The organism is Streptomyces sp. NPDC048481, assembly GCF_043200075.1.
Lineage (GTDB): Bacteria > Actinomycetota > Actinomycetes > Streptomycetales > Streptomycetaceae > Streptomyces.
On sequence record NZ_JBICXC010000010.1, the window covers coordinates 89,539 to 113,270 of the forward strand.

The 23,732-nt window shown below is 69.7% G+C and carries 22 protein-coding genes and 1 pseudogene; 17 read left to right on the top strand and 6 right to left on the bottom strand.

The window, feature by feature from the left end; all coding sequences use genetic code 11:
- The first annotated feature begins 62 nt into the window (after positions 1-62).
- The 6 genes from ACGFSH_RS26680 (at position 63) to ACGFSH_RS26705 (ending at position 5,614) form a co-directional block, all read left to right on the top strand.
- Complete coding sequence (locus ACGFSH_RS26680) at positions 63-1,031, top strand: carbohydrate ABC transporter permease (RefSeq protein ID WP_393352999.1); 969 nt, start codon at positions 63-65, stop codon at positions 1,029-1,031.
- The gene (locus ACGFSH_RS26685; protein WP_393353002.1) at positions 1,028-1,909 is read left to right on the top strand and encodes a carbohydrate ABC transporter permease; all 882 of its coding nucleotides are present in this window, start codon (positions 1,028-1,030) and stop codon (positions 1,907-1,909) included. The genes ACGFSH_RS26680 and ACGFSH_RS26685 overlap by 4 nt, the downstream gene beginning before the upstream one ends.
- Positions 1,910-2,194: 285 nt before the next feature.
- Positions 2,195-2,635, top strand: coding sequence for a hypothetical protein (locus ACGFSH_RS26690; RefSeq protein ID WP_393353004.1), 441 nt, complete (start codon positions 2,195-2,197; stop codon positions 2,633-2,635).
- 216 nt (positions 2,636-2,851) lie between these two features.
- Positions 2,852-3,628 (top strand): hypothetical protein, encoded by a 777-nt coding sequence (locus tag ACGFSH_RS26695; RefSeq protein ID WP_393353007.1) that lies wholly within the window; start codon positions 2,852-2,854, stop codon positions 3,626-3,628.
- Between the two features lie 320 nt (positions 3,629-3,948).
- Positions 3,949-4,350, top strand: coding sequence for a YciI family protein (locus ACGFSH_RS26700; protein WP_393353009.1), 402 nt, complete (start codon positions 3,949-3,951; stop codon positions 4,348-4,350).
- A 10-nt stretch (positions 4,351-4,360) separates the two neighbouring features.
- Positions 4,361-5,614: an RNA polymerase sigma factor gene (locus ACGFSH_RS26705; RefSeq protein WP_393353010.1), complete on the top strand. Its 1,254-nt coding sequence runs from the start codon at positions 4,361-4,363 to the stop codon at positions 5,612-5,614.
- Between the two features lie 525 nt (positions 5,615-6,139).
- On the opposite strand, the gene ACGFSH_RS26710 is transcribed toward ACGFSH_RS26705, so the two are convergent.
- Positions 6,140-7,153 carry an arabinan endo-1,5-alpha-L-arabinosidase gene (locus tag ACGFSH_RS26710; RefSeq protein WP_393353012.1) on the bottom strand — a complete coding sequence of 338 codons (1,014 nt, stop codon included), beginning with the start codon at positions 7,151-7,153 and terminating at the stop codon, positions 6,140-6,142.
- An 879-nt stretch (positions 7,154-8,032) separates the two neighbouring features.
- Here ACGFSH_RS26710 and ACGFSH_RS26715 point away from each other — a divergent pair.
- The 5 genes from ACGFSH_RS26715 (at position 8,033) to ACGFSH_RS26735 (ending at position 13,321) form a co-directional block, all read left to right on the top strand.
- Positions 8,033-8,794 (top strand): GDSL-type esterase/lipase family protein, encoded by a 762-nt coding sequence (locus ACGFSH_RS26715; RefSeq protein ID WP_393353281.1) that lies wholly within the window; start codon positions 8,033-8,035, stop codon positions 8,792-8,794.
- A 244-nt stretch (positions 8,795-9,038) separates the two neighbouring features.
- Positions 9,039-10,406, top strand: coding sequence for a ricin-type beta-trefoil lectin domain protein (locus ACGFSH_RS26720; RefSeq protein WP_393353014.1), 1,368 nt, complete (start codon positions 9,039-9,041; stop codon positions 10,404-10,406).
- Between the two features lie 95 nt (positions 10,407-10,501).
- Complete coding sequence (locus ACGFSH_RS26725; protein WP_393353016.1) at positions 10,502-12,085, top strand: RICIN domain-containing protein; 1,584 nt, start codon at positions 10,502-10,504, stop codon at positions 12,083-12,085.
- Positions 12,086-12,518: 433 nt separating this feature from the next.
- Entirely contained in the window at positions 12,519-12,755 is a 237-nt protein-coding gene (locus ACGFSH_RS26730; protein ID WP_393353018.1) for a hypothetical protein, read from the top strand.
- 41 nt (positions 12,756-12,796) lie between these two features.
- On the top strand, positions 12,797-13,321 hold the full coding sequence (locus tag ACGFSH_RS26735; protein WP_393353020.1) for a hypothetical protein: 525 nt from the start codon (positions 12,797-12,799) through the stop codon (positions 13,319-13,321).
- Between the two features lie 36 nt (positions 13,322-13,357).
- On the opposite strand, the gene ACGFSH_RS26740 is transcribed toward ACGFSH_RS26735, so the two are convergent.
- Positions 13,358-13,711, bottom strand: a complete 354-nt coding sequence (locus ACGFSH_RS26740; RefSeq protein WP_393353022.1) for a hypothetical protein — start codon at positions 13,709-13,711, stop codon at positions 13,358-13,360.
- 131 nt (positions 13,712-13,842) lie between these two features.
- On the bottom strand, positions 13,843-14,538 hold the full coding sequence (locus tag ACGFSH_RS26745; protein WP_393353282.1) for a GAF and ANTAR domain-containing protein: 696 nt from the start codon (positions 14,536-14,538) through the stop codon (positions 13,843-13,845).
- A gap of 470 nt (positions 14,539-15,008) precedes the next feature.
- On the opposite strand from ACGFSH_RS26745, the gene ACGFSH_RS26750 reads away from it, so the two are divergent.
- Positions 15,009-16,325, top strand: coding sequence for a YhgE/Pip domain-containing protein (locus tag ACGFSH_RS26750; RefSeq protein WP_393353025.1), 1,317 nt, complete (start codon positions 15,009-15,011; stop codon positions 16,323-16,325).
- Positions 16,326-16,327: 2 nt separating this feature from the next.
- Here ACGFSH_RS26750 and ACGFSH_RS26755 read toward each other — a convergent pair.
- Together ACGFSH_RS26755 and ACGFSH_RS26760 are read right to left on the bottom strand one after the other, a co-directional pair.
- Positions 16,328-16,576: pseudogene (locus tag ACGFSH_RS26755) on the bottom strand (arsenical-resistance protein); the annotation flags it as partial.
- Positions 16,577-16,620: 44 nt separating this feature from the next.
- A complete protein-coding gene (locus ACGFSH_RS26760; protein ID WP_393353028.1) occupies positions 16,621-17,619 on the bottom strand; it encodes a YdcF family protein in 999 nt (332 codons plus the stop codon).
- Positions 17,620-17,974: 355 nt separating this feature from the next.
- On the opposite strand from ACGFSH_RS26760, the gene ACGFSH_RS26765 reads away from it, so the two are divergent.
- On the top strand, positions 17,975-19,951 hold the full coding sequence (locus ACGFSH_RS26765; RefSeq protein WP_393353030.1) for an amino acid transporter: 1,977 nt from the start codon (positions 17,975-17,977) through the stop codon (positions 19,949-19,951).
- A 203-nt stretch (positions 19,952-20,154) separates the two neighbouring features.
- Here ACGFSH_RS26765 and ACGFSH_RS26770 read toward each other — a convergent pair whose 3' ends face one another.
- A complete protein-coding gene (locus ACGFSH_RS26770; RefSeq protein WP_393353032.1) occupies positions 20,155-20,739 on the bottom strand; it encodes a TetR family transcriptional regulator in 585 nt (194 codons plus the stop codon).
- A 102-nt stretch (positions 20,740-20,841) separates the two neighbouring features.
- On the opposite strand from ACGFSH_RS26770, the gene ACGFSH_RS26775 reads away from it, so the two are divergent.
- The 4 genes from ACGFSH_RS26775 to ACGFSH_RS26790 are packed head-to-tail and all read left to right on the top strand — an operon-like array spanning position 20,842 to position 23,642.
- The gene (locus tag ACGFSH_RS26775; protein WP_393353034.1) at positions 20,842-22,017 is read left to right on the top strand and encodes an alkane 1-monooxygenase; all 1,176 of its coding nucleotides are present in this window, start codon (positions 20,842-20,844) and stop codon (positions 22,015-22,017) included.
- Positions 22,014-22,178 carry a rubredoxin gene (locus ACGFSH_RS26780; protein WP_393353036.1) on the top strand — a complete coding sequence of 55 codons (165 nt, stop codon included), beginning with the start codon at positions 22,014-22,016 and terminating at the stop codon, positions 22,176-22,178. Before ACGFSH_RS26775 ends, ACGFSH_RS26780 begins: the two co-directional genes overlap by 4 nt.
- Entirely contained in the window at positions 22,175-22,348 is a 174-nt protein-coding gene (locus ACGFSH_RS26785; protein ID WP_393353038.1) for a rubredoxin, read from the top strand. The genes ACGFSH_RS26780 and ACGFSH_RS26785 overlap by 4 nt, the downstream gene beginning before the upstream one ends.
- On the top strand, positions 22,341-23,642 hold the full coding sequence (locus ACGFSH_RS26790) for an NAD(P)/FAD-dependent oxidoreductase (protein WP_393353040.1): 1,302 nt from the start codon (positions 22,341-22,343) through the stop codon (positions 23,640-23,642). The genes ACGFSH_RS26785 and ACGFSH_RS26790 overlap by 8 nt, the downstream gene beginning before the upstream one ends.
- Positions 23,643-23,732: the final 90 nt, after the last annotated feature.

Below are 23,732 nucleotides of genomic sequence, written 5' to 3' on the forward strand. Positions count from 1 at the left end.
GCCGAGCGTCGGCCGGGCCCCGCACCCCTCCCCCGGCCCCCACGGACGAGGAAAGGCCTCCCATGTCACACAGCACCCGGGCTCCGGCGGCTGCATCCCCACCGGCCGGCGCCCATCAGGCAGCCCACAAGGAGTCACCTCAGCCGGCCCCCCGCTCCTGGCGCGGCCACCCGCTGCGGAAGGCAACTCCCTGGCTCTTCCTGCTGGTTCCGCTGGGCCTGCTGATCACGTTCACCTACGTGCCCGTGGGCAACATGATCTTCTACAGCTTCACCGACTGGAACGGAGTCAGCCCCGACCGCAACTTCACCGGCCTGAAGAACTACACCGAGATCTTCACGCGACCGGAGCTGTTCCGCGTGTTCTTCGTCAGCTTCTACTACCTCGCGGCGTCCGTGGTGCAGATCGCCGCCGCCCTCTACTTCGCCGCGCTCCTGAGCTTCGACGTGCGTCTGCGCAACCTGTTCAAAGGGATCCTGTTCTTCCCCTACTTGATCAACGGCGTCGCCATCGGGTTCGTCTTCCTCTACTTCTTCCAGGACGGCGGGACGCTGGACACCGTGCTGTCCCTGTTCGGCGTGGGGTCCGACCATCCATGGCTGGGCGACGCCGAATCCGCCAACGTCTCGCTCGCCGGCGTCTCGGTCTGGCGGTTCACCGGCCTCAACTTCGTCCTGTTCCTGGGAGCGATCCAGTCGATTCCGAGTGAGCAGTACGAGGCGGCGGAACTCGACGGAGCGAACCGGTGGCAGCAGTTCCGTCACCTGATCCTCCCGGGCATCCGACCCGTCATCGGCCTCAGCGTCATGCTCGCCGTATCCGGCTCCCTCTCGGTCTTCGAGATCCCCTGGATCATGACAGGCGGGGCGACCGGTACCTCGACCTTCGTCATTCAGACCGTGAAGCTGGCGTTCCAGTTCAACAAGACGGGGCTGGCGTCCGCCGCGGCGGTCGTGCTCCTGGTGATCGTCCTGCTGATCACCTGGCTGCAGCGCCGCATCCTGCCCGACGACAAGGTGGACCTGGTATGAGTTCCGTCGTCCCTCCTTCTCGCGTGCCCTCCGGCTCCCGGATTCCCGCCGGCCGCCGCCTGCTGTCCCGGACGTTCACCTACGGCTCCCTGGTCATCGCCTCGCTGGTCGTTCTGACGCCGCTGGTCGTGGTGTTCCTCACCTCGTTGAAGACGTCGGGTGAAGTCACCGACGGCAGCGGGGCGTTGAGCCTGCCACGGCACTGGCTCAACTTCGACAACTACGCCACCGCCTTCACCGACGGCCACCTGCTCACGGCGTTCGGCAACACTGCCTTCATCCTGTTCTTCTCGATCACCGCAACGGTGATCATCGGCTCGATGACCGCGTACGCCATCGACCGCTACGTCTTCCGCGGCAGGAAGCTGGTGATGGGACTCTTCCTCGTGGCCACACTCGTCCCCGGAGTGACCACGCAGGTGGCCACGTTCCAGGTGGTCAACAGCTTCGGCCTGTTCGACACGCGGTGGGCGCCCATCCTCCTGTACATGGGCACCGACATCCTGTCGATCTACATCTTCTTGCAGTTCATCCGCGGCATACCGACGTCTCTCGACGAGGCGGCCCGGCTGGACGGGGCGAACGCCTGGACGGTCTACTGGAAGATCATCCTGCCTCTCCTCAAACCCGCCGTGGCGACGGTCGTGATCATCAAGGGGATCACCGTCTACAACGACTTCTACATCCCGTTCCTCTACATGCCGTCAGAGGATCTGGGGACGATGTCCACCGCGCTGTTCCGCTTCAAGGGCCCGTTCGGCGCGCACTGGGAGAACATCTCGGCCGGCACCGTTCTCGTCATCGTGCCGACCCTGATCGCCTTCCTCCTGCTTCAGCGCCACATATACAACGGTTTCTCGCAGGGAGCCACGAAGTAGCCCAGGCAGCACGACAACATCGGTTGGCTCGGGCGAGGCGGCGTCGTCGGACTGCGCGGGCACGACCGGCGCGCAACGGGTCGCCGAACCGGACGAGTAGACGCAGGCCGCGCGCGGCGAGCGGAAGGCGCGTCGCCAGGGAACCTCGGCCACGTCCGCGGCGACAGCACCCTGCGACCGCGACGGGACCACTGCCACTGTCAGACCCAGGTGGCAGCATCGTCGACGTGAACGCCCTGAGGCGTCCTCAACTCATCTCCGTCGCGAACGAAGAGGAGCATTCCCTTGCGACTGCATCGCGTAGCGCCCGGCATCTCCGCGGGCATCCTTGCCCCGGCCCTCCTGCTCGTCACCCCGTCCTTCGCCGCCACGGCGGCACCGACCGCGGTGACGGCGCCCGCAGCGTCCTCGTCCGCGGACGCGCCGGACGCCGACGATCTGAGGGTGGCCATAGCGCGGATCCTCGCCGACCCGGACAGCGGCCGGTGTGTGACACGAGAAGCCAACGCCCTCCTGGACGCCAACGACCCCGACGCGATGCGCGCCTGGCTGGAGACCCGCTACCGCATCGCCCAGGCCGAGGACGACCGCTTCGCCATCGCCCGCATCCTCGCCGATGCGTCCATCAGCCCGGCTCTGCGCGCGGCGGCCAACGCCGCCCTGGACGACAACACACCTGAAGCACTGCGCCACTTCCTGGAAGTCGGCAGGTACCAGGTCGCCTGACCGACACCGCGCCGCACCTCAGCGCGTCGCCCGGCCGGCCCCCGCCGCCCGCCGGAACGCCGAGAATCGGGGCGGGGCCGCCTGCACCTCCGTGTGCCGGCGGCCCCGCCCCGCAGGCCCTGTGCCGGCTCGGCGCCCTCCGCAGAGCCCGGTGGTCTCGCCGTCCGGTGCGGCGTGGACCACCGACACCTCCGACAGCAGAAGGCACATTCTTCGATGACCACACCACCCCGGCGCAGCGACCGCAGCGGTCCGCGGACCGCCTCCGTCATGACCGACATGCCGTTCAAGCCTCAGCTCGTCAAAGCGGTGTTCAGGGACGTGACCTCGTTGCACGTCTCCCGGCCGGCCGCGTGGACCGCCGCGTCGGTCACTCGGACCGTCCTGACGGAGATCATCGACGGCGCGAGAGGCGCGGCGGCCGAGGAGACCAGGACGAGGCTCATTCCCCGAGACCTCATCTCGGCCATCGACCGGAACGTCGAGGTGGAGGTGGGATCGGCGTGGTACCTGCACAGCCCGACCTTCCACGGCCTGATGGGCGAGATGCGCGACGCCGACGGTGCGCTCGTGTCCCTTCGTGAGCGCCGCGGAGCGCGCACACCGAGTGGCGTGGCCGGCGCCCACCGCTTCGAGGCCGGGGTGAGAAGGCTGCTGGCGGGCCGGGGGGTGAGGGCGGTCCCCGCGATGGTCCGCGACCTGGACGGCATCGCGAGCGTGTTCCTCACGGCCCTGGCCCGTGACGCGGCCAAGGTCGTCCGCGAGGGCGGGGTCAAGCGGTTCGGGACGGTCAGTCCGGTGGCGCCGGGCGAGCCGGCCCCGGCCCCGCTGCTCAAGGACCCCCTCGTCGCCCTGTCCACCCGTCGCGGGGACAGGCGCACCGTTGCCGGGGACGACGTCCTGGCCGCCGTCACGATGCAGCTGTTCGGCGATCTCAGACAACGCGCCATCACCGAGGCAGCCGAGACGACACGGCACACGTCGGCCGACTGATCGGGGCCCGCCCTGCGCTCTGCCCACTGCGCACGGCTCTCGCGGGCGGGCGGGTCCCGGTATCGGCCGCCCGTATTCGGCTCCGGTCGGCTCGCGAAAACGGGCTCGTCGCACCGGCGTGGACCGCCGGCCGCAAGCGCCCCGCGGGGAAGACCCCCCTACTGATCACATCAGGATGAGTTCTGGTCAGGGCCTTGGCAGGCGGACTGGTGAAGTTCTTTCGAGGAATCCTGTCGAGGCCGTCGAAAACGGCGACCGTGGTTCTACCTACCTGTGACAGGCCCCGCCCAGAGCGGGCAGGACGAACGAGGAGCGGAACCATGAAGTACATGCTGCTGATGCAGTTCAGCGAGAAGAACGTCGACTTCCCCAAGCTCGACGAGTGGAAGCCCGAGGAGCTCCAGGCCCACATCCAGTTCATGAAGGAGACCAACGTCGGCCTCACCGCCGCCGGCGAACTGGTCGACGCCCAGGGCCTGGCCATGCCGGAGACCGCCCGGATCGTGCGCTCCCACAGCGGAGGCGCGCCCGTCGTCACCGAGGGCCCGTTCCCGGAGTCCAAGGAGTGGGTGGCCGGCTGGTGGATCGTGGACTGCGACACCGAACAGCGGGCCATCGACATCGCCGCCGCTGTCTCCGCCGCGCCCGGTCCGGGTGGACGGCCGCTGAACATGCCGATCGAGGTACGCCAGGTCATGGCGGCCCCGCCGACCGAGCTGTGAACATCGCCGTATGACGCCCGTGGAACCCACCGTCGACGACCTGCTGCGCACCCTCGCGTCGCAGGTCGTCGGCGTGCTCACCCGCCGCTACGGGGACTTCGCGGCCGCCGAAGACGCTGTCCAGGAGGCCCTGCTGGACGCCGCCAGGCAGTGGCCGGCCGAGGGCCTGCCGCGCAACCCGCGCGGCTGGCTCGTGCAGGTCGCGAGCCGCCGGATGACCGAGCAGGTCCGTAGCGAGCAGGCACGCCGCCGACGCGAAGCGCGGGTGGCCGGTCAGGTCCCGGCCGACCGTCGTTCCGTACCCGGGGCCGACGCCGGGAACGAGGGCGCGCACGACGACACACTCGCGCTGCTGTTCCTGTGCTGCCACCCCGTGCTGTCGCCGGCCTCGGCGATAGCACTCACGCTGCGCTCGGTCGGCGGCCTGACCACGAGTGAGATCGCCGCGGCGTTCCTGGTCCCCGAGGCGACCATGGGCCAGCGGATCAGCCGGGCCAAGCATCGGATCAAGGACTCCGGGGTTCCGTTCCGCATGCCGGACGGCGCCGAGTGGCCGGCTCGCCTGGACGCCGTTCTGCACGTTCTCTATCTGATCTTCAACGAGGGATACGCCAGTAGCGCCGGCACGGAGCTGCGGCGCGTCGCACTCTCCCGGGAGGCGATCCGCGTCACCAGGGCCGTCCACATGCTGCTGCCGGACAACGCCGAGGTGGCCGGCCTGCTAGCGCTGATGCTGCTCACCGAGGCGCGCGGGGCTGCTCGTACCGGGCCGGACGGCGAACTCGTCCCGCTCGCCGAGCAGGACCGCAGCCGATGGGACACAGCCTCGATCGCCGAGGGCGTTTCGCTGATCACCGCCGCCCTGCCGCGCGGTCCTGTCGGCCCGTACCAGGTGCAAGCGGCGATCGCGGCCGTCCACGACGAGGCACCCACCGCCGCCGACACCGACTGGCCTCAGATCCTCGCCCTGTACGGGGTGCTCGCCCGCATCTCGGACAACCCGCTGATCATCCTGAACCGCGCGGTCGCCCTCGCCATGGTGGACGGCCCAGCCGCCGGTCTTGCCCTGCTCGCCGACCCGCCCTCCACGCTCACCGGCCACCACCGCCTTTACGCAGTCCGGGCCCATCTGCACGAACTCGCGGGAGACCGGGAGGCCGCCGCAGCCGACTACCGCACCGCCGCCCGTCGCACCGCCAGCCTCCCGGAGCGGCACCACCTCAGCCTGCGCGCCGCCCGCCTGACCGCCTCGACGGGAAGGTGAGCGACCGGTCGCACGACAACGCGGCGCGTGACCTGATCCGCGTGGTGGCCCGTGGTCTCTGTGTGTTACTCGGCGCCGGCATCGAAGTGGCGTCCTGAGGGAAACGGTCTCTCCGCGCCGCCGCCGGGCGGCATACGGCTTGCTCGGGACGGTGCGGTCGCCGGGCTCGGGCAGGAGGAGCAGAGGGCGATCATCGAGGTCGGTAGTGGCCCCGCGGGGCAGGACATCGTCCGCGACGGCGACCGGTTCCGTCCAGGACGGGACGGGGCTCATGAAGCATCAGTCGGCTCGGGGCCACGGGGACGCCACCGGCCGTGACCGATGAGCGTCCGCCGCGGTGACGAACCACGTCCGACAGCCGCGCTCCCCCTGGCCGCCACCAAGCGGTGCACCTGTCGAAGGGGATCACCGCAGCCACGAGCTCAGGGAATGCACCGCATGGCGGCATCCGTCCGACTCCTTCTTGCGCGGAGCAGTCGCCGTGGTGGAGCAAGGCGGGTGACTACACCACCGGCGCCGGCGGAGTCAGTAGGCGATGGGCCATCCGCTGCTCCAGTTCAGACGGTTGACGCCCAGCTTGGGCGCACCGTGGTCGTTGCCGTCGTAGTAGTGGTAGACGATCAGGTCGGCGTCCGTGTCATGCATGATCGACTGACCGCCCGGCCCGATGTAGCGCCCATGCGATTCCAGCACCGGCGTCCCGCCGTTGTTCGTCATCGCGACACCGTTCCTGTCGTAGTAGGGACCGGTGACCGCGCCGGCACGGCCGACCTTCACCTTGTAGGTGGAGTCGACGCCCGCGCAGCAGGTGTCGTACGAGGCGAAGAGGTAGTAATAGCCGTTGCGCTTAACCACATAGGGGGCCTCGACGGCCTTGCTCCCGGTGGGACGGGCGGCGATCGTGCGCCGGGCGGTGTCGGAGGAGAGTTGCTTGCCGGTCGACGGGTCGATCCGGATCATCTTGATCCCCGTCGACCAACTCCCGAACGACAGCCACCAGGTGCCATCGTCGTCCACGAAGAGGTTCGGGTCGATGGCGTTGTAGTCGCTGGAGGGGGTGGAGGTATAGACGGATCCACGGTCGGTCCAGGATCCGGGCAGCCCTGAAGGTGAAGTGGCAAGGGCGATCGCTGACTTCTTGGACCCGAACGTGGAGACGGCGTAGTACATGAGGTACTTGCCGCCCTGATACGAGATGTCGGGTGCCCAGGCTTCGGTCGTACCGTACGACGACCACCAGCCCGGCCTTGCCGGGAATGCGTCGCCGCCCGCGCTGAAGGCGATGCGGTCGGTGGAGGTGCGGTAGGACAGGCCGCCCCCGGTGGCGTAGAGGAGGTAGCGGCCACCGGAGGTCCGGATCATGGTCGGATCGTGCACGATCGTGGCCCCGGTGACGGCGCCGGGGTCGGGGTACGCGGAGGCGGCGGTGGGGATCAGGGCGAGCAGGACCGCGGCCGGAATCGAGATCAACGCGATCCGTGTCGAGGTGGGTGAGGTGCCGGGTGTTCGGGAGGTGCGCTTGCCTGAGACGGGCCTCATGCGGACGCTCCTTCAGCGAGGCTCCACCGTTCGCGTCATCGAACAGTGGTCGTGTCGTCGCGCAGACCGTAGGATCGAACCGCTCGGCCGTCAACGTTCCGCGCACGGACACCCGACTCTTCGAAGCCGACGCGACGGGAGCATCGCGCCGCTTCGGCCCCCGTTGGAACTCCGTCGTGCAAGGCCACCACATCCCGTTGCGGCGGCTTCACGAATCCGAGCAGGACCGAACACCAAGTTTCGACAGAATCCTTGACGGCACTTCAGGTCCTTCCTACTGTCCGTGGGAGCGTTCCCATGCCAGCTCGAGTGAACGATCGCCCTCGCACCCCCAGAGGCACAGGTTCACTCGGCACCCCCCACGCATCGGAGGCCCCCGTGACCGACGCACGCCTCGACACCACGCCTGCCACCGCGAAGACCGACGATCCGGCCTCAGGAGGTCGAGTGGCAGGCGGAATCGCCACCGCCGCACGGGCCCCGCACGCCTCATCCCGCCGCTCCACGGCACCCAGCAGGGCACCGACGGGGCTGAACACCGCCGTCGACCAGCGCCGCACCCCGACTGCTTCCTCGCGGACCGCCGGCCCACTCCCCTTCCTCGCCCCGTTCCCCGTCCGCATTTCCTGAACCCCGCCCGACCGACGGTGGGCCGGACCAGGCGCGTCGACGCAGCGAGCGGTCGCGTGAAGCAAGGACGGCTGTTCACCGGCCCGCACGTTCTCCGAGCGTTCCCTACACACGCAGGAAGGGACCGGCATGCGCGGCACCTCACACTCAGCGTTCCACCGCATTCTTCTGGCACCGCTTCTGCTCGCCCTCGGCTCGGCCTTCGCGCCCTCGGTCGCCGCCGCCCCCGGCGCTGCACCCGTACGCATCATGCCCCTGGGAGACTCGATCACCGGCTCCCCTGACAGCCGGCGGGCGGAGCTGTGGAACCGCCTGCGCAGCGCGGGTCGCACGAGCATCGATTTCGTCGGCACTCTCAGCCCACAGGGCTGCCCTCAGGCGTTCGACGGCGACAACGAGGGCCACGGCGGTGAGCTCGTGACCAACGTGGCGCACCAGAACCTGCTTCCCGCCCACCTCTCGGCCACCCGCTCGGACATCGTTGTCACGCATTTGGGCACCAACGACCTCTGGAGCAACATCGCACCTGACCGCATTCTCACTGCCGACCGCAGACCCGTGACCCGGATGCGGGCGTCGTACCCCGCCATGAGGATCCTGGTCGCCAAGATCCTTCCTATGAACCCCACCAACTGTCCCGATCGTGCGCGACGAGCGGTCGACCTCGATGGGCGGATCCGCGGCTGGGCGCGGGCCTTCAGCACGAGGGGCTCCCCGGTGAGGGTCGGCGACCAGTGGACCGGCTTTTTCCCCCCTACGACACGACACCTGCGACGGAGTACACCTGTCCACCTCCGGCAACACGAAGATCGCCGCACGTTGGCACCCGCCCCCGGCCGCCCTCCTGTGAGACGAACTCCCTTACCTGCAAGCGCGTTCACCCACGCCCACTTCGAGACGGAAACGCCCATCGAGGGCGCCGCCCAGGCTGCCGCTCCACGGTTCGTCCCGGCTACCGAAGCTGATCGCGGATCGTCAACAGCGGTCATGTGCAGCACCCGGAGCCGGTAGCGACCCCCATCCCCACCAGCTCGTCGGCCGGGGCCGGCGTCTCACCGGCGGCGCCGACGACAACACCGCCAAGGAGGCCGCAGCACGCCTCGCCGGCACCGCCGACACCATTCCCCCGACCGTTCCCAGGCTTCGCCATTGACATCGACTCGACTCGACTCGCCATAAGTCATGCGCACGCCATTTCCGTCTCTCCGTCCGGAGCGGACCGGTGACCAGGACGAAAACGAGGAGGAACACGACGATGTACTCGACCATCCCCGACGCCCCACGGTCGGGCGACGCCCCCGCCCACCGGAGGGGATCTGCCAGGAGGAGCAGGAGGCTCACCTGGAAGACAGCTCTTGTCGCCGCCCTGACCGGCCTGATCACCGCGGTGGCCGCGATCCAGCCCGCGGCGGCGCACTCGCCGTCGGCCGTGGCGAACCCGTACGAGCGAGGTCCGGCTCCCACGGTGGGTAGCGTCGCGGCCCAGCGGGGCACGTTCGCGACCGCGCAGGTGTCCGTGCCGCCCGGCAACGGCTTCAACGGCGGCAAGATCTACTATCCGACGGACACCTCTCTGGGCACGTGGGCCGCGGTGGCAGCCGTGCCCGGCTACACCGCCCGGTGGGACGCCGAAGGCGCGTGGATGGGGCCGTGGCTGGCATCCTTCGGGTTCGTCGTCATCGGCATCGACACCAACAGCCCCACCGACTACGACACAGCGCGCGGCACGCAGCTGCTCGCCGCGCTGGACTACCTGACCCAGAAGAGCCCGGTGCGCGATCGCGTCGATCCCAACAGGCTGGGCGTGCTCGGTCATTCCATGGGCGGCGGCGGGGCCATCAGCGCGGCCGAACGGCGGCCGTCGCTGAAGGCGGCCCTGCCGCTCGCGCCCTTCTCCCCCTCGCAGAACCTCTCCAGCCTGCGCGTACCAACGATGATCATGGGGGCACGGGACGACGGCACGGTCACCCCCTCCTACCTCAACGGGCTCTACGGCGGCATGCCGACCCCCACCCAGAGCGCCTACATCGAGCTCACCAGCGGCGGACACGGCTTCCCCACCTGGGGGAACTCGAACGTGACACGTCGTACGATCCCCTGGCTCAAGATCTTCCTCGACAACGACACCCGCTACACGCAGTTCCTGTGCCCGTCACTTGCGGACGCCGGTGGGGTCTCCCGGTCCCAGACCAAGTGCCCGTACGTGCCGCCGGGCGGCACGACCACCCCGCCGGGCGGCGGACAGATCGTCGGCGCCGGCTCCGGCCGCTGCCTGGACGTGGCGAACTCGGCGCAGACCAACGGGGTCCAGGCCCGACTGTGGGACTGCGCGGACCGGCCCAGTCAGAAGTGGGCGCGCACCGACGCCGGAGAACTGCGCGTGTACGGCAACAAGTGCCTGGACGCCGAGGCGTCAGGCGCCTCCGCCGGCACGCGGGTCATCATCTGGGACTGTCACGGCAGGCCGAACCAGCACTGGAACGTCAACGCCGACGGCACCATCACCAGCCTCCCGTCCGGCCTGTGCCTGGACACGAACAACGGCGGCACCGGGAACGGCGCGCAGAGCGTTCTGGGGAACTGCAACGGCTCGTCCACCCAGCGCTGGACCCTCCGACAGTGAGCATCCGACCGAGGCGGCGGAGGAGAGCTTGCGCGTCCCCGCCGGTGCCCGGCGGACCGGCATCTCCGACACCCACGACCGATCGAGGGAAACCCATGCTCAGACTCGTCCGCGCGGTGCTGTCCACGGCGATCCTGGTCGCCGCCGCGGTATCCGTCGTGCTCCTGCCCGCCCCCCAGGCCCGAGCGCTCGACAACGGCCTCGCCCGTACCCCTCAGTTGGGCTGGAACGACTGGAACAGTTTCGGCTGCGAGGTGAGCGACCGTCTGATCCGGCAGACCGCCGACGCGATGGTCTCAAGCGGTATGGCCGCGGCCGGCTACCAGTACGTCAACATCGACGACTGCTGGTCGACACGGAGCCGTGACGTCGCCGGCAACCTGGTCGCGGACCCTGCGAAATTCCCGAACGGCATGAAGGCGGTCGCCGACTACGTGCACGGAAAGGGCCTGAAGCTCGGCATCTACTCCTCGGCCGGACTGACCACCTGCGCCGGCTACCCGGCCAGCCTGGGAAACGAGCAGCGGGACGCCGACCTGTGGGCGTCGTGGGGCATCGACTATCTCAAGTACGACAACTGCGGTGACCATCAGGGCCGTAGCGGGCAGAACCGTTACACCGCCATGCGCGACGCGCTCGCCCGGACGAACCACCCCATCCTTTTCGCGCTCTGCAACTGGGGCAACGACCAGGTCGGCGCCTGGGGCCCGGCGACCGGCAACTCCTGGCGCACCACCGGCGACATCCAGGCCAACTGGAACTCCGTGACGGGCATCCTGGACGCCCAGCCCGGCTGGGCGGGCTCCTCCCGCCCCGGCGCATGGAACGACCCGGACATGCTGGAGGTGGGCAACGGTCTGTCCGACACCGAGTCCCGAGCCCACTTCAGCCTCTGGTCGCTGCTGAACGCACCGCTGATCGCGGGCAACGACCTGCGCACCATGAGCGCCGCCACCAACTCCATCCTGACCAACACCGAGGTCATCGGCGTCAACCAGGACTGGGGCGGCCGGCAGGGCAACCGCATCGTCGACAACGGCAACACCGAGGTGTGGACCAAGCCGATGGCCGGCGGCTCGGTCGCCGTGGTCCTCCTGAACCGCGGCAGCGGCACGGCCACCGTGTCCACCTCCGCCGCGCAGATCGGCCTCGGCTCGGCGTCCGGATACTCGGTACGCGATCTGTGGGCGCACACCACCGGCACGACCAGCGGCTCCATCAGCGCCTCGGTCCCCGCCCACGGCGCCGCGATGTACGTGGTCTCCGGCGCCGGAACGCCACCCGGCAACAGCACCTACTCGCTGAAGAGCCATGGCTCCGGCCGCTGCCTGGACATCACCGGTGGCTCCCAGGCCGACGGAACGCTCGCCGAGATCTGGGACTGCAACGGCGGCGCCAACCAGCGGTTCACCAGCACCAGCGCGGGCGAGCTGCGGGTCTACGGCAGCGCCAAGTGCCTGGACGTCGTCGGCGACGCAACGGCCAACGGCGCCGCCGTGAACATCTGGAGCTGCAACGGCCAGTCCAACCAGCAGTTCCGCCTGAACGCGGACGGCACCATCACGGCCGTCCACTCCAGCAAGTGCCTCGACGTCAAGGGCGGCGCCACCGCCAACGGCACCAACGTCCAGATCTGGGACTGCGGCGGCGCGGCCAACCAGAAGTGGACCCGCGTCTGACCAACCGACGTTGCGGTACTCATGGCCACCTGTGCTCATGGCCACCTGCACCTTCCAGCGCATCCCCTTCCGGCCGCGCCGGCCCGAACGGCGCGGCCGGAGCACGGCCGGCCTCGTATCAGCCGCTCACGCCGCGGCCGGCCGCTGTGCAGGCGCCGCGCGGCCCCCGCGTACGGAGCAGCGTCCACGGGAGGGCCGGACGGGCCCGTGCATCGGCTTGAGCTGAAGCAAAATTGCAGTCCTCCGGCGCCGGCCGCACGACCACTGCGGACCGGACGGCCGTCACCGGGTCCTCGGGAAGCCGAGGACGGCGTACGCGCCTGGCTGCGGTGATTCACCCGTTCGGCGACTCCAGGACGCCGTTCGGGCGAATGCACTGTCTCATGATGGGTGAAGCGCGACCCATGCGTGCGGGAGGTGGCTGATGCATCACATGCGCGCCGAACGAACGACGACGGTGACCGGCCCTGGACGGCGCTGGCATGCTCTCGAACGCGACGGCAGCGCTCTGTGCGGCAAGCCGTTGACCGACCGGCCGACCCGCACACTCGAGGGCGCGCTGGAGCGTGAGGACTACTGCCCGCGCTGTATGGAGAAGGTGGCAGCCGCGGCCGGTACAAGCCTCGCCGGTGTGCCGACCGACGCCGAACGCGGGAAGCGGCGGGCGTGAGCGGGCGTACCGACGGAGGGCCCCCGCGGGCGGGTCTGGCCGTGGAACGCTCATCCGACCGACCGCGCCTGGTGGAGCGATGGCGCGAGGCCGCAGATCGGAACCTCACCCCGACCAAGCAGTCGCTGATCGTCACGTGGGGGTCTTTCGGCGCGACGTGGGGAACGGTACGCCTGATCACCCATGGCATCCGGGGCGGCTGGCTCCCCTGGGGCAACCTCTCCGCCGGCGGCGCACACCTGCACCACTACAACTTCGGTATCGCGACCCTCGCCTGTGTCGGCCTGGTCGCCGTACGCGGTGACGACAGGGCCGTGGGCCACCCGGCGGTCGCTGCGGCGTACGGCGCCGGAGCTGCTCTGATCACCGACGAGTTCGCTCTGTTGCTGGATCTGCAGGACGTCTACTGGGCCGAGCAGGGGCGCCTCAGCGTCGACGTGTCCCTGGGCGTTCTCGCCGCACTCGGCACCTACCTCACCGCCAAGCCCTTTTGGGACGAGATCGCCAAGATCACCCGGCGTCATATCTCCTCTGCGGCGAAGCGCAGCCTTGCGTCGGCAAGGTAGGAGAGGCGACCTGTCATGGTCACCGCCGGGACTCGGTCATGGCCGCCCGGTGAGGAGGGCGAGGAGCTGTTTCGTGTGGCCGGGCAGTTCTGCCTGCGCCAGTCCGGTGACGATGTCGCGCAGCGCCATGGGCTGATCGACGAGGAGAGTGTCGTGGGTCAGGAGCCGGGCGGGCACCAGGGTGCCGAGCTCGGCGTCGCTGAGCGCCGCACGTGCGGTGAGTGCGCCCAGGGCGGCTGCCTGTCCGCGGATGCGGTCCTGCAGACCGGCGTTGCTTCCGGCGTGCTTGATGGTATGCCGGATGGTCCAGGTGTCGAGGGCGATCCGGTTGCCGTACGTCTGAGAGTCTCGCAGGCATGCCGGAAGTCCGTCACCGGCGTTGCCGTCCATCCCCCGGGCGGTCCCCGCCCCCCCACTCCGGGCGTGTGGTGGGCGGACCTCATCGGGCGGATGTGTCAGATCCGGCTACCGGACGGCCCTGTCCCGTCACCGAGCGCCGAGGAGACATCTCGGGGCGGAGATCACGATTGATCGGTGCGTTCGTCTCGGACCCTCTGGGCGATGTCGCGCAGTTTGACGTTGTGGTGCTGGGAAATGCGGCGCAACACGTTGAACGCCTCCTCTTCACTCAGGTGGTGGCGTTCCCTGAGGATCCCCATGGCCTCGCCGATGGCGTGCCGGGACTTCATGGCCTCCTCGAGCTGGTCGACCGCGTGAGCGTCGGCCAGGGCGACTGCGGCGTGGGAGGCCAGCAGCCAACCGGCCGTCTCGATGTCCTTCCCGAACGTCCCCGGCCGGCGGGCGTACAGGTTCAGGGCGCCGAAGTCCTGGTCGTGGGTGTACAGCAGTACGCCGGTCATGCTGCCGATGCCCAGCTCGGCGGCAGCCTCGGCGAACCGCGGCCAGGCGCGCTGGGGCCGTGTCATGTCCGCGATCCGGAATACGCGCTCCCCGTCTGCGGCCCGGCGGGCGAGATCGAAGCACGGTCCTTCGGCCAGTTCCCCCTGGAGACGGTCGGATTCCTTGACCATGTCTCCGCATGAAGCCAGGGTGACGGACCTTCCCTTGCGCACCGCCAGGATCCCGGCCGCGTCACAGCCGTCGACCAGTCTCACGGCCGACGCGGCGATCTCGTCCAGAGTGCCTTGCACCGAGTCCTGCGCGAGCAGGTTCCGCGCGAGCTCGGCCATGGCCTCGGCGAAATCACGCCACTCCAACTCCACCACCCGCCTCCTTCCGCCGGTTCCGTCGCCCCACCGCAGACGGCACGTGCCCCATCCACGCTACTCGACCGTGGTCTCACGGACCGGGCCCACATGGTGCGCAGTGCCGGGCGGCGGTGCATTCTGAGAGGTGAAGTGTCCAGGTCAGTGAGCTTGCTCCGGTCCACCCGAGGCTGACGCATCGCACCGCAACAGGGTCGCTACTGCGCGAGCGCTCAGCGCAACGTCTCCGGTGGCAGTTTCAGGTGGCCCCCGCGGAGAATGGCACCCGTGTCGATGTCAGAGTCGACGGCATCCCGCTCGGGACGAGTCGAAGGCGATGTCTTCGGTCACGGTCCTCCCCTTCGCGGGGCCGGTGTCCCGCAAATCCTTCAAGGACCCCTCTGCCCACCTCGTAGTGGCGCCGCTGATGCACGAGCGGGTGTCATCCCGACAGCGCAGGACCGCGCCCCCATGGGAGTTTCATGACCTCCGAGGATTCCGGGAAGCAGCAGCCTTCACTCGCACGCGCTGTCGTCGTGGTGCGGCGCGGAAAGCTCTGGCTGGTACCGACCGTCTTGTCCGCACTGGTGGCACTGTGCCTGACGCTGCTCTACATGGGCGGCATCCTCAACCCGAACGGCAACCTGCGTCATCTCCCCATTGCGCTCGTCAACTCGGACCAGGGGCCGCCGCTGCCAGGACAACAGCGGACCTTGGGCGCGCAGGTGAGCCGGTCGGTCGCTGCCGCGACCCCACCGGACACCGTCGAATGGCGTCAGATCAGCCGGAGTCAGATGCAGGACCAACTCGCGTCGGGCAAGATCTACGGCGCTCTGGTGATCCCGAGCGACTTCACCAGCTCCGTCGCGGCGCTGACAACCACCCGGGCCACCAAGCGGCCCGCCCTCACCGTTCTGACCAACCCGGGGCTGGGCAGCCTGGGCTCCTCCCTCGCCGGCCAGATCACCCAGCGCGCGGCTCACCAGGCATCTCTGACGATCGGCCGGCAGCTGGCAGCCCAGGCTGCCGAACAGGGCGCCGACACCACGAGTCGAGCGCTCCTGGGCGACCCTGTCACCGTGATCACCAAGGTGGGCCATCCCATCGGAAACCACAGCGGCCTCGGCCTGAGCGCCTTCTACTTCACCTTGCTGCTGGTGCTGACCGGATTCGTCGGCGGCAACATCATCAACAACGGCGTCGACGCGGGGCTGGGATACACCGACAACGAGATCGGGCCCTGGCACACCCGACGCCCCACCGTGCCCATCAGCCGCACACAGACGCTGCTGCTGAAGATGCTCATGACCGCGGGCATCCTCGTGCTCACCACCAGCCTGCTCATGATCGCTGCGGTCGGGATCCTGGGCATGGACGCCTCGCATCTGCCCCTGCTCTGGATCTTCTCCTACTGCGCGAGCTTGGCCGTGGGCCTGGGAGTGCAGGCCATCAACGCCGCCTTCGGCGGGATCGCCCAAGTCGTCTCCATGTTCGTGTTCATCGCGCTGGCTCTGCCGTCCTCCGGGGCGACGATTCCCCTCCATGCCGTACCGGGCTTCTATCGCTTCCTGGCGCTGTTCGAACCGATGCGGCAACTGAGCGACGGCGTTCGGGCAATCCTCTACTTCGATGCCCGAGCCGACGCCGGCTTGACGCGCGGCTGGGTCATGATCGCCATCGGCGGCGCCCTCGCCCTGGTGTTCGGGTTCGCCATGGTTCTGTACTACGACCGCAGGGGGCTGCATCGTTTGACCGCACGCCCGGCAGCCCCGGCGTCCCCCCTCTCGCCGGAATCGTGATGTGGGGCCGTCGTCACCGCGTCGGCGGCGAGCTTCCCCCGCCAGGCGAGGGCGACGTGGACCAGGCCGATCAGCGCCGGGACCTCGATGAGCGGGCCGACGACGCCGGACGCGGCCTGGCGGCAGGTGACGCCGAAGGTGGCGACGGCGACCGCGATGGCCGGCTCGAAGGTGTCGCCCGCCGCGGTGGATGCCGGCGTCGCGGTGCGGCTGTAGGCCGGCCCGAGGCCCTCGCCGAGCAGGAAGGCGCCGGTGCGGCAGCCACGAAACTCCGGCGGGGGCAGCGGCCGGAGCTTCAGCGTGCGAAGACAGCCGTCGCCACCGGCGCCGCCAGCAGCAGGCTGAGTCCGATCAAGAGGAGGCGGTCCAGCCACAGGATGGCGGCGAATTCGCGCAGCGTCGCGGCCAGCCAGTAGGCGGGGGACGTCGGCGCTCCCACGACGTCCACAGGCACGCCGACGCGGCGGGCCAGCAGGGTCGTGCGGTAGACGTGGAAGCCGCTGGTGACCACCGTGGCACGGCGGCCGGGAGTGGTGCCGTCCATGAGGGCCACGCTGAAGCGGAGGTTCTCCCCGGTGTTGACGGAGCGGTCTTCGCGCACGATCCGGTCGGCGGGCACTCCGCGTTCGCGCAGATAGTCGGCCATCGCCTCCGCCTCGGAGCGGACCTCGTCGTCGCCCTGGCCGCCCGAGACGACGAAGACCACACCAGGCATGTCCGGTGCGCGGGCGCCGCCGAGCGCGAGGGCGCGCTCCAGCCTGCGGGTCAGCAGCGGACCGGGCCGGTCGCCGTCGAGCCCTGCGCCCAGCACGATGACATGGGTGGTTTCCGGTGGAGGGGCGCCGCGGCCCCGGACGAACACATAGCCCGCGAAGACCAGGAAGAGCAGGGTGAGGTATCCCGCGGCCGCGTTCACCGCGACCACCAGGGCGCCGAACACCTCGCCGCCGACCGCATGGAAGACCGCGTCGAGGCCGAGCACCGCCAGCACCGCGCAGCCGGCGGCCCCGGTCGCCAGCAGGGCTGCCTGCGGTCCGTAGCGCCGGACCAGAAGAACGCCGTCGGCCACCAGCAGCAGGCCCACCGCGAGCGTCAGGAGCAGGGCGGCGACGGCGAGGACGGTGGCGACGGTCGGGTGAGCCGCCGCACTGTGACCAGCCACGCCCAGCCCGGCAGAGGTCACCGCGAGACAGAACAGGGCAGCGGCGGACAACCGGTGCGGCGCCAGCAGGGCGCTGACGACGCCGCCCGCCGCGAAGACGAGCGCGGCGAGATATTCCGGGTACTCCGGCATGTGCCGCACCGCTCCGCTCCCCCGCCCGCCGGGCCCTTGCTTGTGCCCGCCCGCTTCTCGCCGCCCCGGGATCCGGACGGTACGGACAACTGCCGGCCATCATCCCAGACCTGCTGGAGTGCGCCGAACGCGGGTGTCTCATAGCCCCATGTCCGCGAAGAGTCCTGGACTTACGGGCAATTCACCTGGACCCGCTCCATCAGCAGAGCTGGGCGCTTCCAGTTCGGTTCAGGAGGGAACGCCCCTGGGCTGTGCGGTTCCTCGACGTTGCGGGACGTCATACTCGGTGATCGTGTGCGGGAATCGGGCAGATGAGCTGTGCGGCAATGGAGATCAGGGAAGGCAGATCAAGCTTATGAACGACGTGAATCCGCCGGCGTTGCCCGAGGTGGTGGACAGCCCGGCTCTGCGGTCGGAGCCCAGCGGTCGTCTGACGCGGTGGATGTTGCGTCATCAGGTGCAGCCGGTCGGGCCCGCGGCAGAAGCGGCCGCCGAGTCGCACGCGTGGTGGAAGGTGATGTGCCTGACGGGTGTGGACTACTTCTCCAGCCTCGCCTACGTGCCCGCGATCGCCGCCCTGGCGGCCGGCGCCGTTTCCCCGCTGGCGACGCTGCTGATCGTGGCGTTGACGTTGCTGGGCATGCTGCCGATGTACCGGCGGGTCGCCAAGGAGAGCCCGCACGGCGCCGGATCGGTGGCGATGCTGGAGGACCTGCTGCCGTTCTGGTGGGGGAAGCTGTTCGTCCTGGTCCTGCTCGGGTTCGTCGCGACCTCATGGATCATCACGATCACGTTGTCCACGGCGGACGCCTCCGTCCACGTGGTGGAGAACCCCTTCTTCCCCCAGGCCCTGCACGGCCACCAAGTCGCCCTCACGGTCGTGTTGCTGCTGATCCTGGGCGGGGTCTTCCTCCTGGGGTTCAGCGAAGCAGTCAAGGTGGCCATCCCGCTGGTGGCCGCCTTCCTCATCCTCAACGCGGTGGTCATCGCCTTCGCTCTCAACGACGTGTTCACCACGCCCGCCGCCGTTTCCGCCTGGAAGGACGCCCTCGGTGAAGGCGGCGGTTTCGGCGACCTGGCAGGCCCTGCTCTCCTGGCCTTCCCGCTCCTGGTCCTGGGCCTGTCAGGTTTCGAGACCGGCGTGAGCATGATGCCGCTCATCGCCGCCGACGGCGCCGACGCACAAGAGCGCCTGCGCTCGAGGATCCGCAACACCCGCCGCCTGCTCACCACCGCGGCCCTCGCGATGAGCGTGTACCTCCTGGCCGCCAGCTTCGCGACCACCATCCTCATCCCCCACAAGGAGTTCGAGCCCGGCGGCGCCGCCAACGGCCGCGCCCTGTCCTGGCTCGCGCACGAGCACGTCGGGCAGGCGTTCGGCACCGTCTACGACGTCAGCACCATCCTGATCCTCTGGTTCGCCGGCGCATCAGCGATGGCCGGTCTGATCAACATCGTCCCCCGCTACCTGCCCGGCTACGGCATGGCCCCCGAATGGGGCCGCGCCGTACGCCCGGTGGTCATCGTCTACACCGTGCTGTGCGTCATCATCACCATCGCCTTCGACGCGGACGTCGACAAACAGGCCGGCGCCTACGCCACCGGGATCCTGGCCATGATGGTCTCCGGCGCCTTCGCCGTGACCGTATCCGTAGTCCGCCACCGCAAGCGCACAGCCGCCACCGGCTTCGCGCTCCTGACCGCGGTCCTGTCCTACGCACTGATCGCCAACATCGTCGACAAGCCCAACGGCATCGCCATCTCCGGCTTCTTCATCCTGGGCATCATCATCGTCTCGCTGGTCTCCCGCGTCTCGCGCACCACCGAACTGCGCGCCGACCGGCTGGTGTTCGACGCCGATGCTCGCCGCTTCATCACCGACACCCTCGCGTACGACCAGTCCATCAACATCATCGCCAACCGCAGGGAGAACGGCGAGGAGGCCGAATACGCGGCCAAGGAACACGAACAGCGCGGCGCCAACCCGGTCCCCGGCCGCGCCGACGTTCTGTTCCTCGAGATCGACGTCGTCGACCCCTCCGACTTCAGCGACACCCTCACCATCCACGGCGTCGAGGTCGGCCCCTACCGCGTCCTGCGCGCCGAGGCCCCGGCCGCCCCCAACGCCATCGCGGCCATCCTGCTCGCCCTGCGCGACACCACCGGCGTCAAACCACACTGCTACTTCGCCTGGGCCGAAGGCAGTCCCCTCAAGCACATGCTCCGCTACTTCCTCCTGGGGCGCGGCGACACCGCCCCCGTCACCCGCGAGATCATCCGCAGCAACGAACCCGACCCCACCCGCCGCCCCGGCATCCACGTCGGCGACTGACCCACCCCACCAACTCCGAGCCCGAGGGCATAGGGGCGTGCGAGGGGCGCTGCTGGACAGTCCCGATTTCGCCCTTGCCCCGACCTCACCGAGGACGACGGCAGCACCGCACGCATGCCGGCCCGTCATCGGACCGCGAGCGACGAGCCGTCTCCGACGCAGTGGAAGCGAACGCGCGCGAAATACGCTCCCCGTGCGCGCGTTCACGCTTGCGCGACGCGCATGGTGACCTCGGCGATGCGATCGGCGCAGAGGTCGGGCGGCAGGACCGGCTGGACGAGGTGGCTGACCGTCAGGCGCACCACCGCCTCGACTGCCAGGCCCCGCGAGTGGGCGTCGATCTCTGGCCAGGCCTCCGCGACGTAGGCGGTGAGCATGCCGATGGCGGTGTCCAGCAACGGCTCGGAGCGGGTCGTCAGGTGGGTGAGCAGGTCGTCGTCGCCGCCCCGGCTGCTGGTCAGGATGGCCTTGAGCAGGGAATTGTCGGCTGCCGTGCGCAAGGTGTACCTGATCGCGGCCGTGATGGCGGCCCGCATGTCCTGGCCATGGGCCAGGAGTTGGTCCTGTATGCCGGTGAGAAAGCGTTCCACCTCGCGCATGACGAGCGCTTGTCCGATGGCCGCCTTGGAGCCGTACTCGGTGTAGACGGTCTGCCGGCTCACTCCGGCAGTGGTGGCGATGTGGGTCATCTTCAGCCGGTCCCAGCCCTCGGTCGCGACCCGCTCGTGAGCGGCGTCCAGGATCCGTTCCTTGAGCAGGGAACGGACCGACTCTCGATAGCGCGTCATCGGCGCCCATCTTAACGAGCTGCTCCCACGCCTTGACGAACGACATGGTCACTGTCTAGTTTCTGGACAGTTAACCGTCATAGTGTCCAGTAGAGGTGGGGCATGGCAGAGACCTCGAATCCGCTCGGAGCGCGATCACAGGTGGCGTGGCGAGACGGCAAGCGCTACCTGTGGTTGCTCGGACTGGTGTTGCCCGCCTTCCCGTTCGCGGCGTGGGGCCTGGCGACGCTGACGGGCCAGGGCTTCTTCTGGTGGCTCCTGCCGCCGGTCGTCTTCGGCCTGATCCCCATGTTGGACCTGCTGATCGGCAAGGACTCCGACAATCCGCCCGACAGCGTCCTCGCGTGGCTCGAGTCCGACCGGTACTACCGCTGGTGCACCTACCTCTTCCTGCCCCTCCAGTACGCCGGGCTGGTGCTGGCCTGCCGGCTGTGGTCCCAAGGCGATCTGTCGGTCGCGGACCGGGCGGGGCTCACCCTCACCGTCGGCATCGTCGCCGGATTCGGCATCAACACCGCCCACGAACTGGGCCACAAGAAGGAAGGGCTGGAACGGCTGCTGGCCCGGATCGCCCTCGCCCAGACCTGCTACGGGCACTTCTACATCGAGCACAACCGCGGCCACCACGTCCGGGTCGCCACTCCCGAGGATCCCGCGAGCTCCCGCTTCGGCCAGTCCTTCTGGCGGTTCCTGCCCCGCTCGGTCCACGGCAGCGCCCGCTCGGCCTGGCACCTGGAGAAGCAGCGGCTCGGGCGGCTGGGTAAGAGCCCGTACACCCCGCACAACGACGTGCTCGGCGCGTGGGCGATGTCAGCGGTCCTCTTCGCCGCGCTGATCGCCGTGTTCGGCGTGGACGTGCTGCCGTATCTGGTGGTCCAGGCGGTCATCGGCTTCTGTCTGCTGGAGGTCGTCAACTACCTGGAGCACTACGGCCTGCTGCGCCAAAGGACAGCCTCGGGCCGCTACGAGCGCTGCACCCCGCAGCACAGCTGGAACAGCGACGACATCGCCTCCAACGTCTTCCTCTACCACCTGCAGCGGCACAGCGATCATCACGCCAACCCCACCCGCCGCTACCAGGCCCTGCGCCATTTCGAGGAGTCCCCGCAACTGCCCACCGGCTACGCGGGCATGATCCTGCTCGCCGTCGTGCCGCCGCTGTGGCGCCGGGTCATGGACCCCAGACTCCTCGCCCACTACGACGGTGACCTCACCCGGGCCAACGTCCACCCGCGCACCGGATCCGGACTCTTCACCCGCCGCGGGAGCCGCACATGAGCCGCTACGCGTGCCCTGTCTGCGGCTACGTGTACGAGGAACGGTCGGGCGCCCCACGCGAGGGCTTCCCCGCCGGTACGTCCTGGACGGACGTGCCCGAAGACTGGCCCTGCCCGGACTGCGGGGTCCGCGAGAAGATCGACTTCGAGGAGTTGACATGAAGATCTGGGAATGCCTGGTCTGCGGTTTCGTCTATGACGAGGCGCAGGGCTGGCCCGACGAGGGCATCGCCCCCGGCACCCGCTGGGACGACATCCCGGACGACTGGTCCTGCCCCGACTGCGGGGCAGCCAAGGCCGACTTCCGGATGGTCGAGGCCTCCCGTGCCTGAGACCGCGCCGCGCACCGTCGCCGTGGTCGGCACCGGCATCGCCGGCGCGACCGCGGCACTCACCCTGCGCCAGGAGGGCTTCGCCGGCCGTCTCCTCCTGATCGGCGACGACCCCCACCCCCCGTACCGACGGCCACCGCTGTCCAAGGACCTCCTGCAGGGCCGCCTGACGCCCGAACAACTCCGTCTGAAACCGCAGACGACATGGGAGGAACTGGACATCGAACTGCGCACCGGCACCAAGGCCACGGGCATCGCCGACGGTGTCCTGGAGTGCTCCGACGGAAGCCGCGTGCCGTACGACCGGCTGCTGCTGGCCACCGGAGGACGCGCGCGCCGCCTGCCGTACGCCGCCGGGCACGACCACGTCCACACCCTGCGCGGCCTCGGTGACGTGCCCGCACTCCGCGCCGACCTGGAGTCCGGCGGCCCGCTGCTGGTCATCGGTGCGGGACTCCTCGGCCTGGAGGTCGCGGCGAGCGCCCGCTCGAAGGGCATCGACGTCACCGTCCTGGAATCCGGCGCGGAGCCCTTGCGGCGGTCGCTGCCCGCCCCGCTGCGCCGCGCCGTCCTGCGGCTTCACCGGAGCCACGGCACTCGCGTGCACACCGGCGTCACGCTCACGGGACTCGCCCCGCGGGGCGGCGCGCTCGTGGCGACCGCCCGGGACGGAAGGAGCTGGCAGGCCCACGCGGTACTGGTCGCCTGCGGCATACGGCCCGACGTCGAACTGGCCGCCCGGGCGGGCTTGGCCGTGGGGGACGGCATCGTCGTCGACGCCATGGGCGCTTCCAGCGATCCGCGCGTCTTCGCAGCGGGAGACGTGGCGCTGCGCCCCGACCGAACCCCGGGCCGACGGGTGCGCGTGGAGCAGTGGAACCACGCCCGGCAGCACGCTGCCGCGGTGGCCAGGAACATGATCGGCGCCCGCGTCCCTTTCACGGCGGCCCCCTGGTCGTGGACCCACCAGTATGGCGTCATGCTGCAGATGGCCGGCCGGTTCACCGACGCCGACTGCCTGACGGTGCAGGGCGACCTCACCGGTTTCGACTTCGCCGCCCTGGCCACCGCCCGCGGCCGCCCCGTGGGAGCCGTGGCGGCCGGCCGACCCCATGACTTCCGGGCTCTGCAGGCGGCCCTCGACCGCGCTGACGACGGCCCGTTCCCCGCCGTCGACCGGACTCCGCCGGTCCTGCACGCACTCGCGCCGGGCGGACGAACGACGTCCCACGCGTTGCTCCCCGTGCGAGAAACGCCGGACGTCGGGGCAGCCGGGTCCCGAGCCGCTCGATGAGCGCCGTGGCGACGGCCGCCGGGGCAGGCGGGCACCCGGGCCGAGGACTCCGGCGAGCGGCAGTTCCCTCGCCGCGGCTCGGGCGCGTTC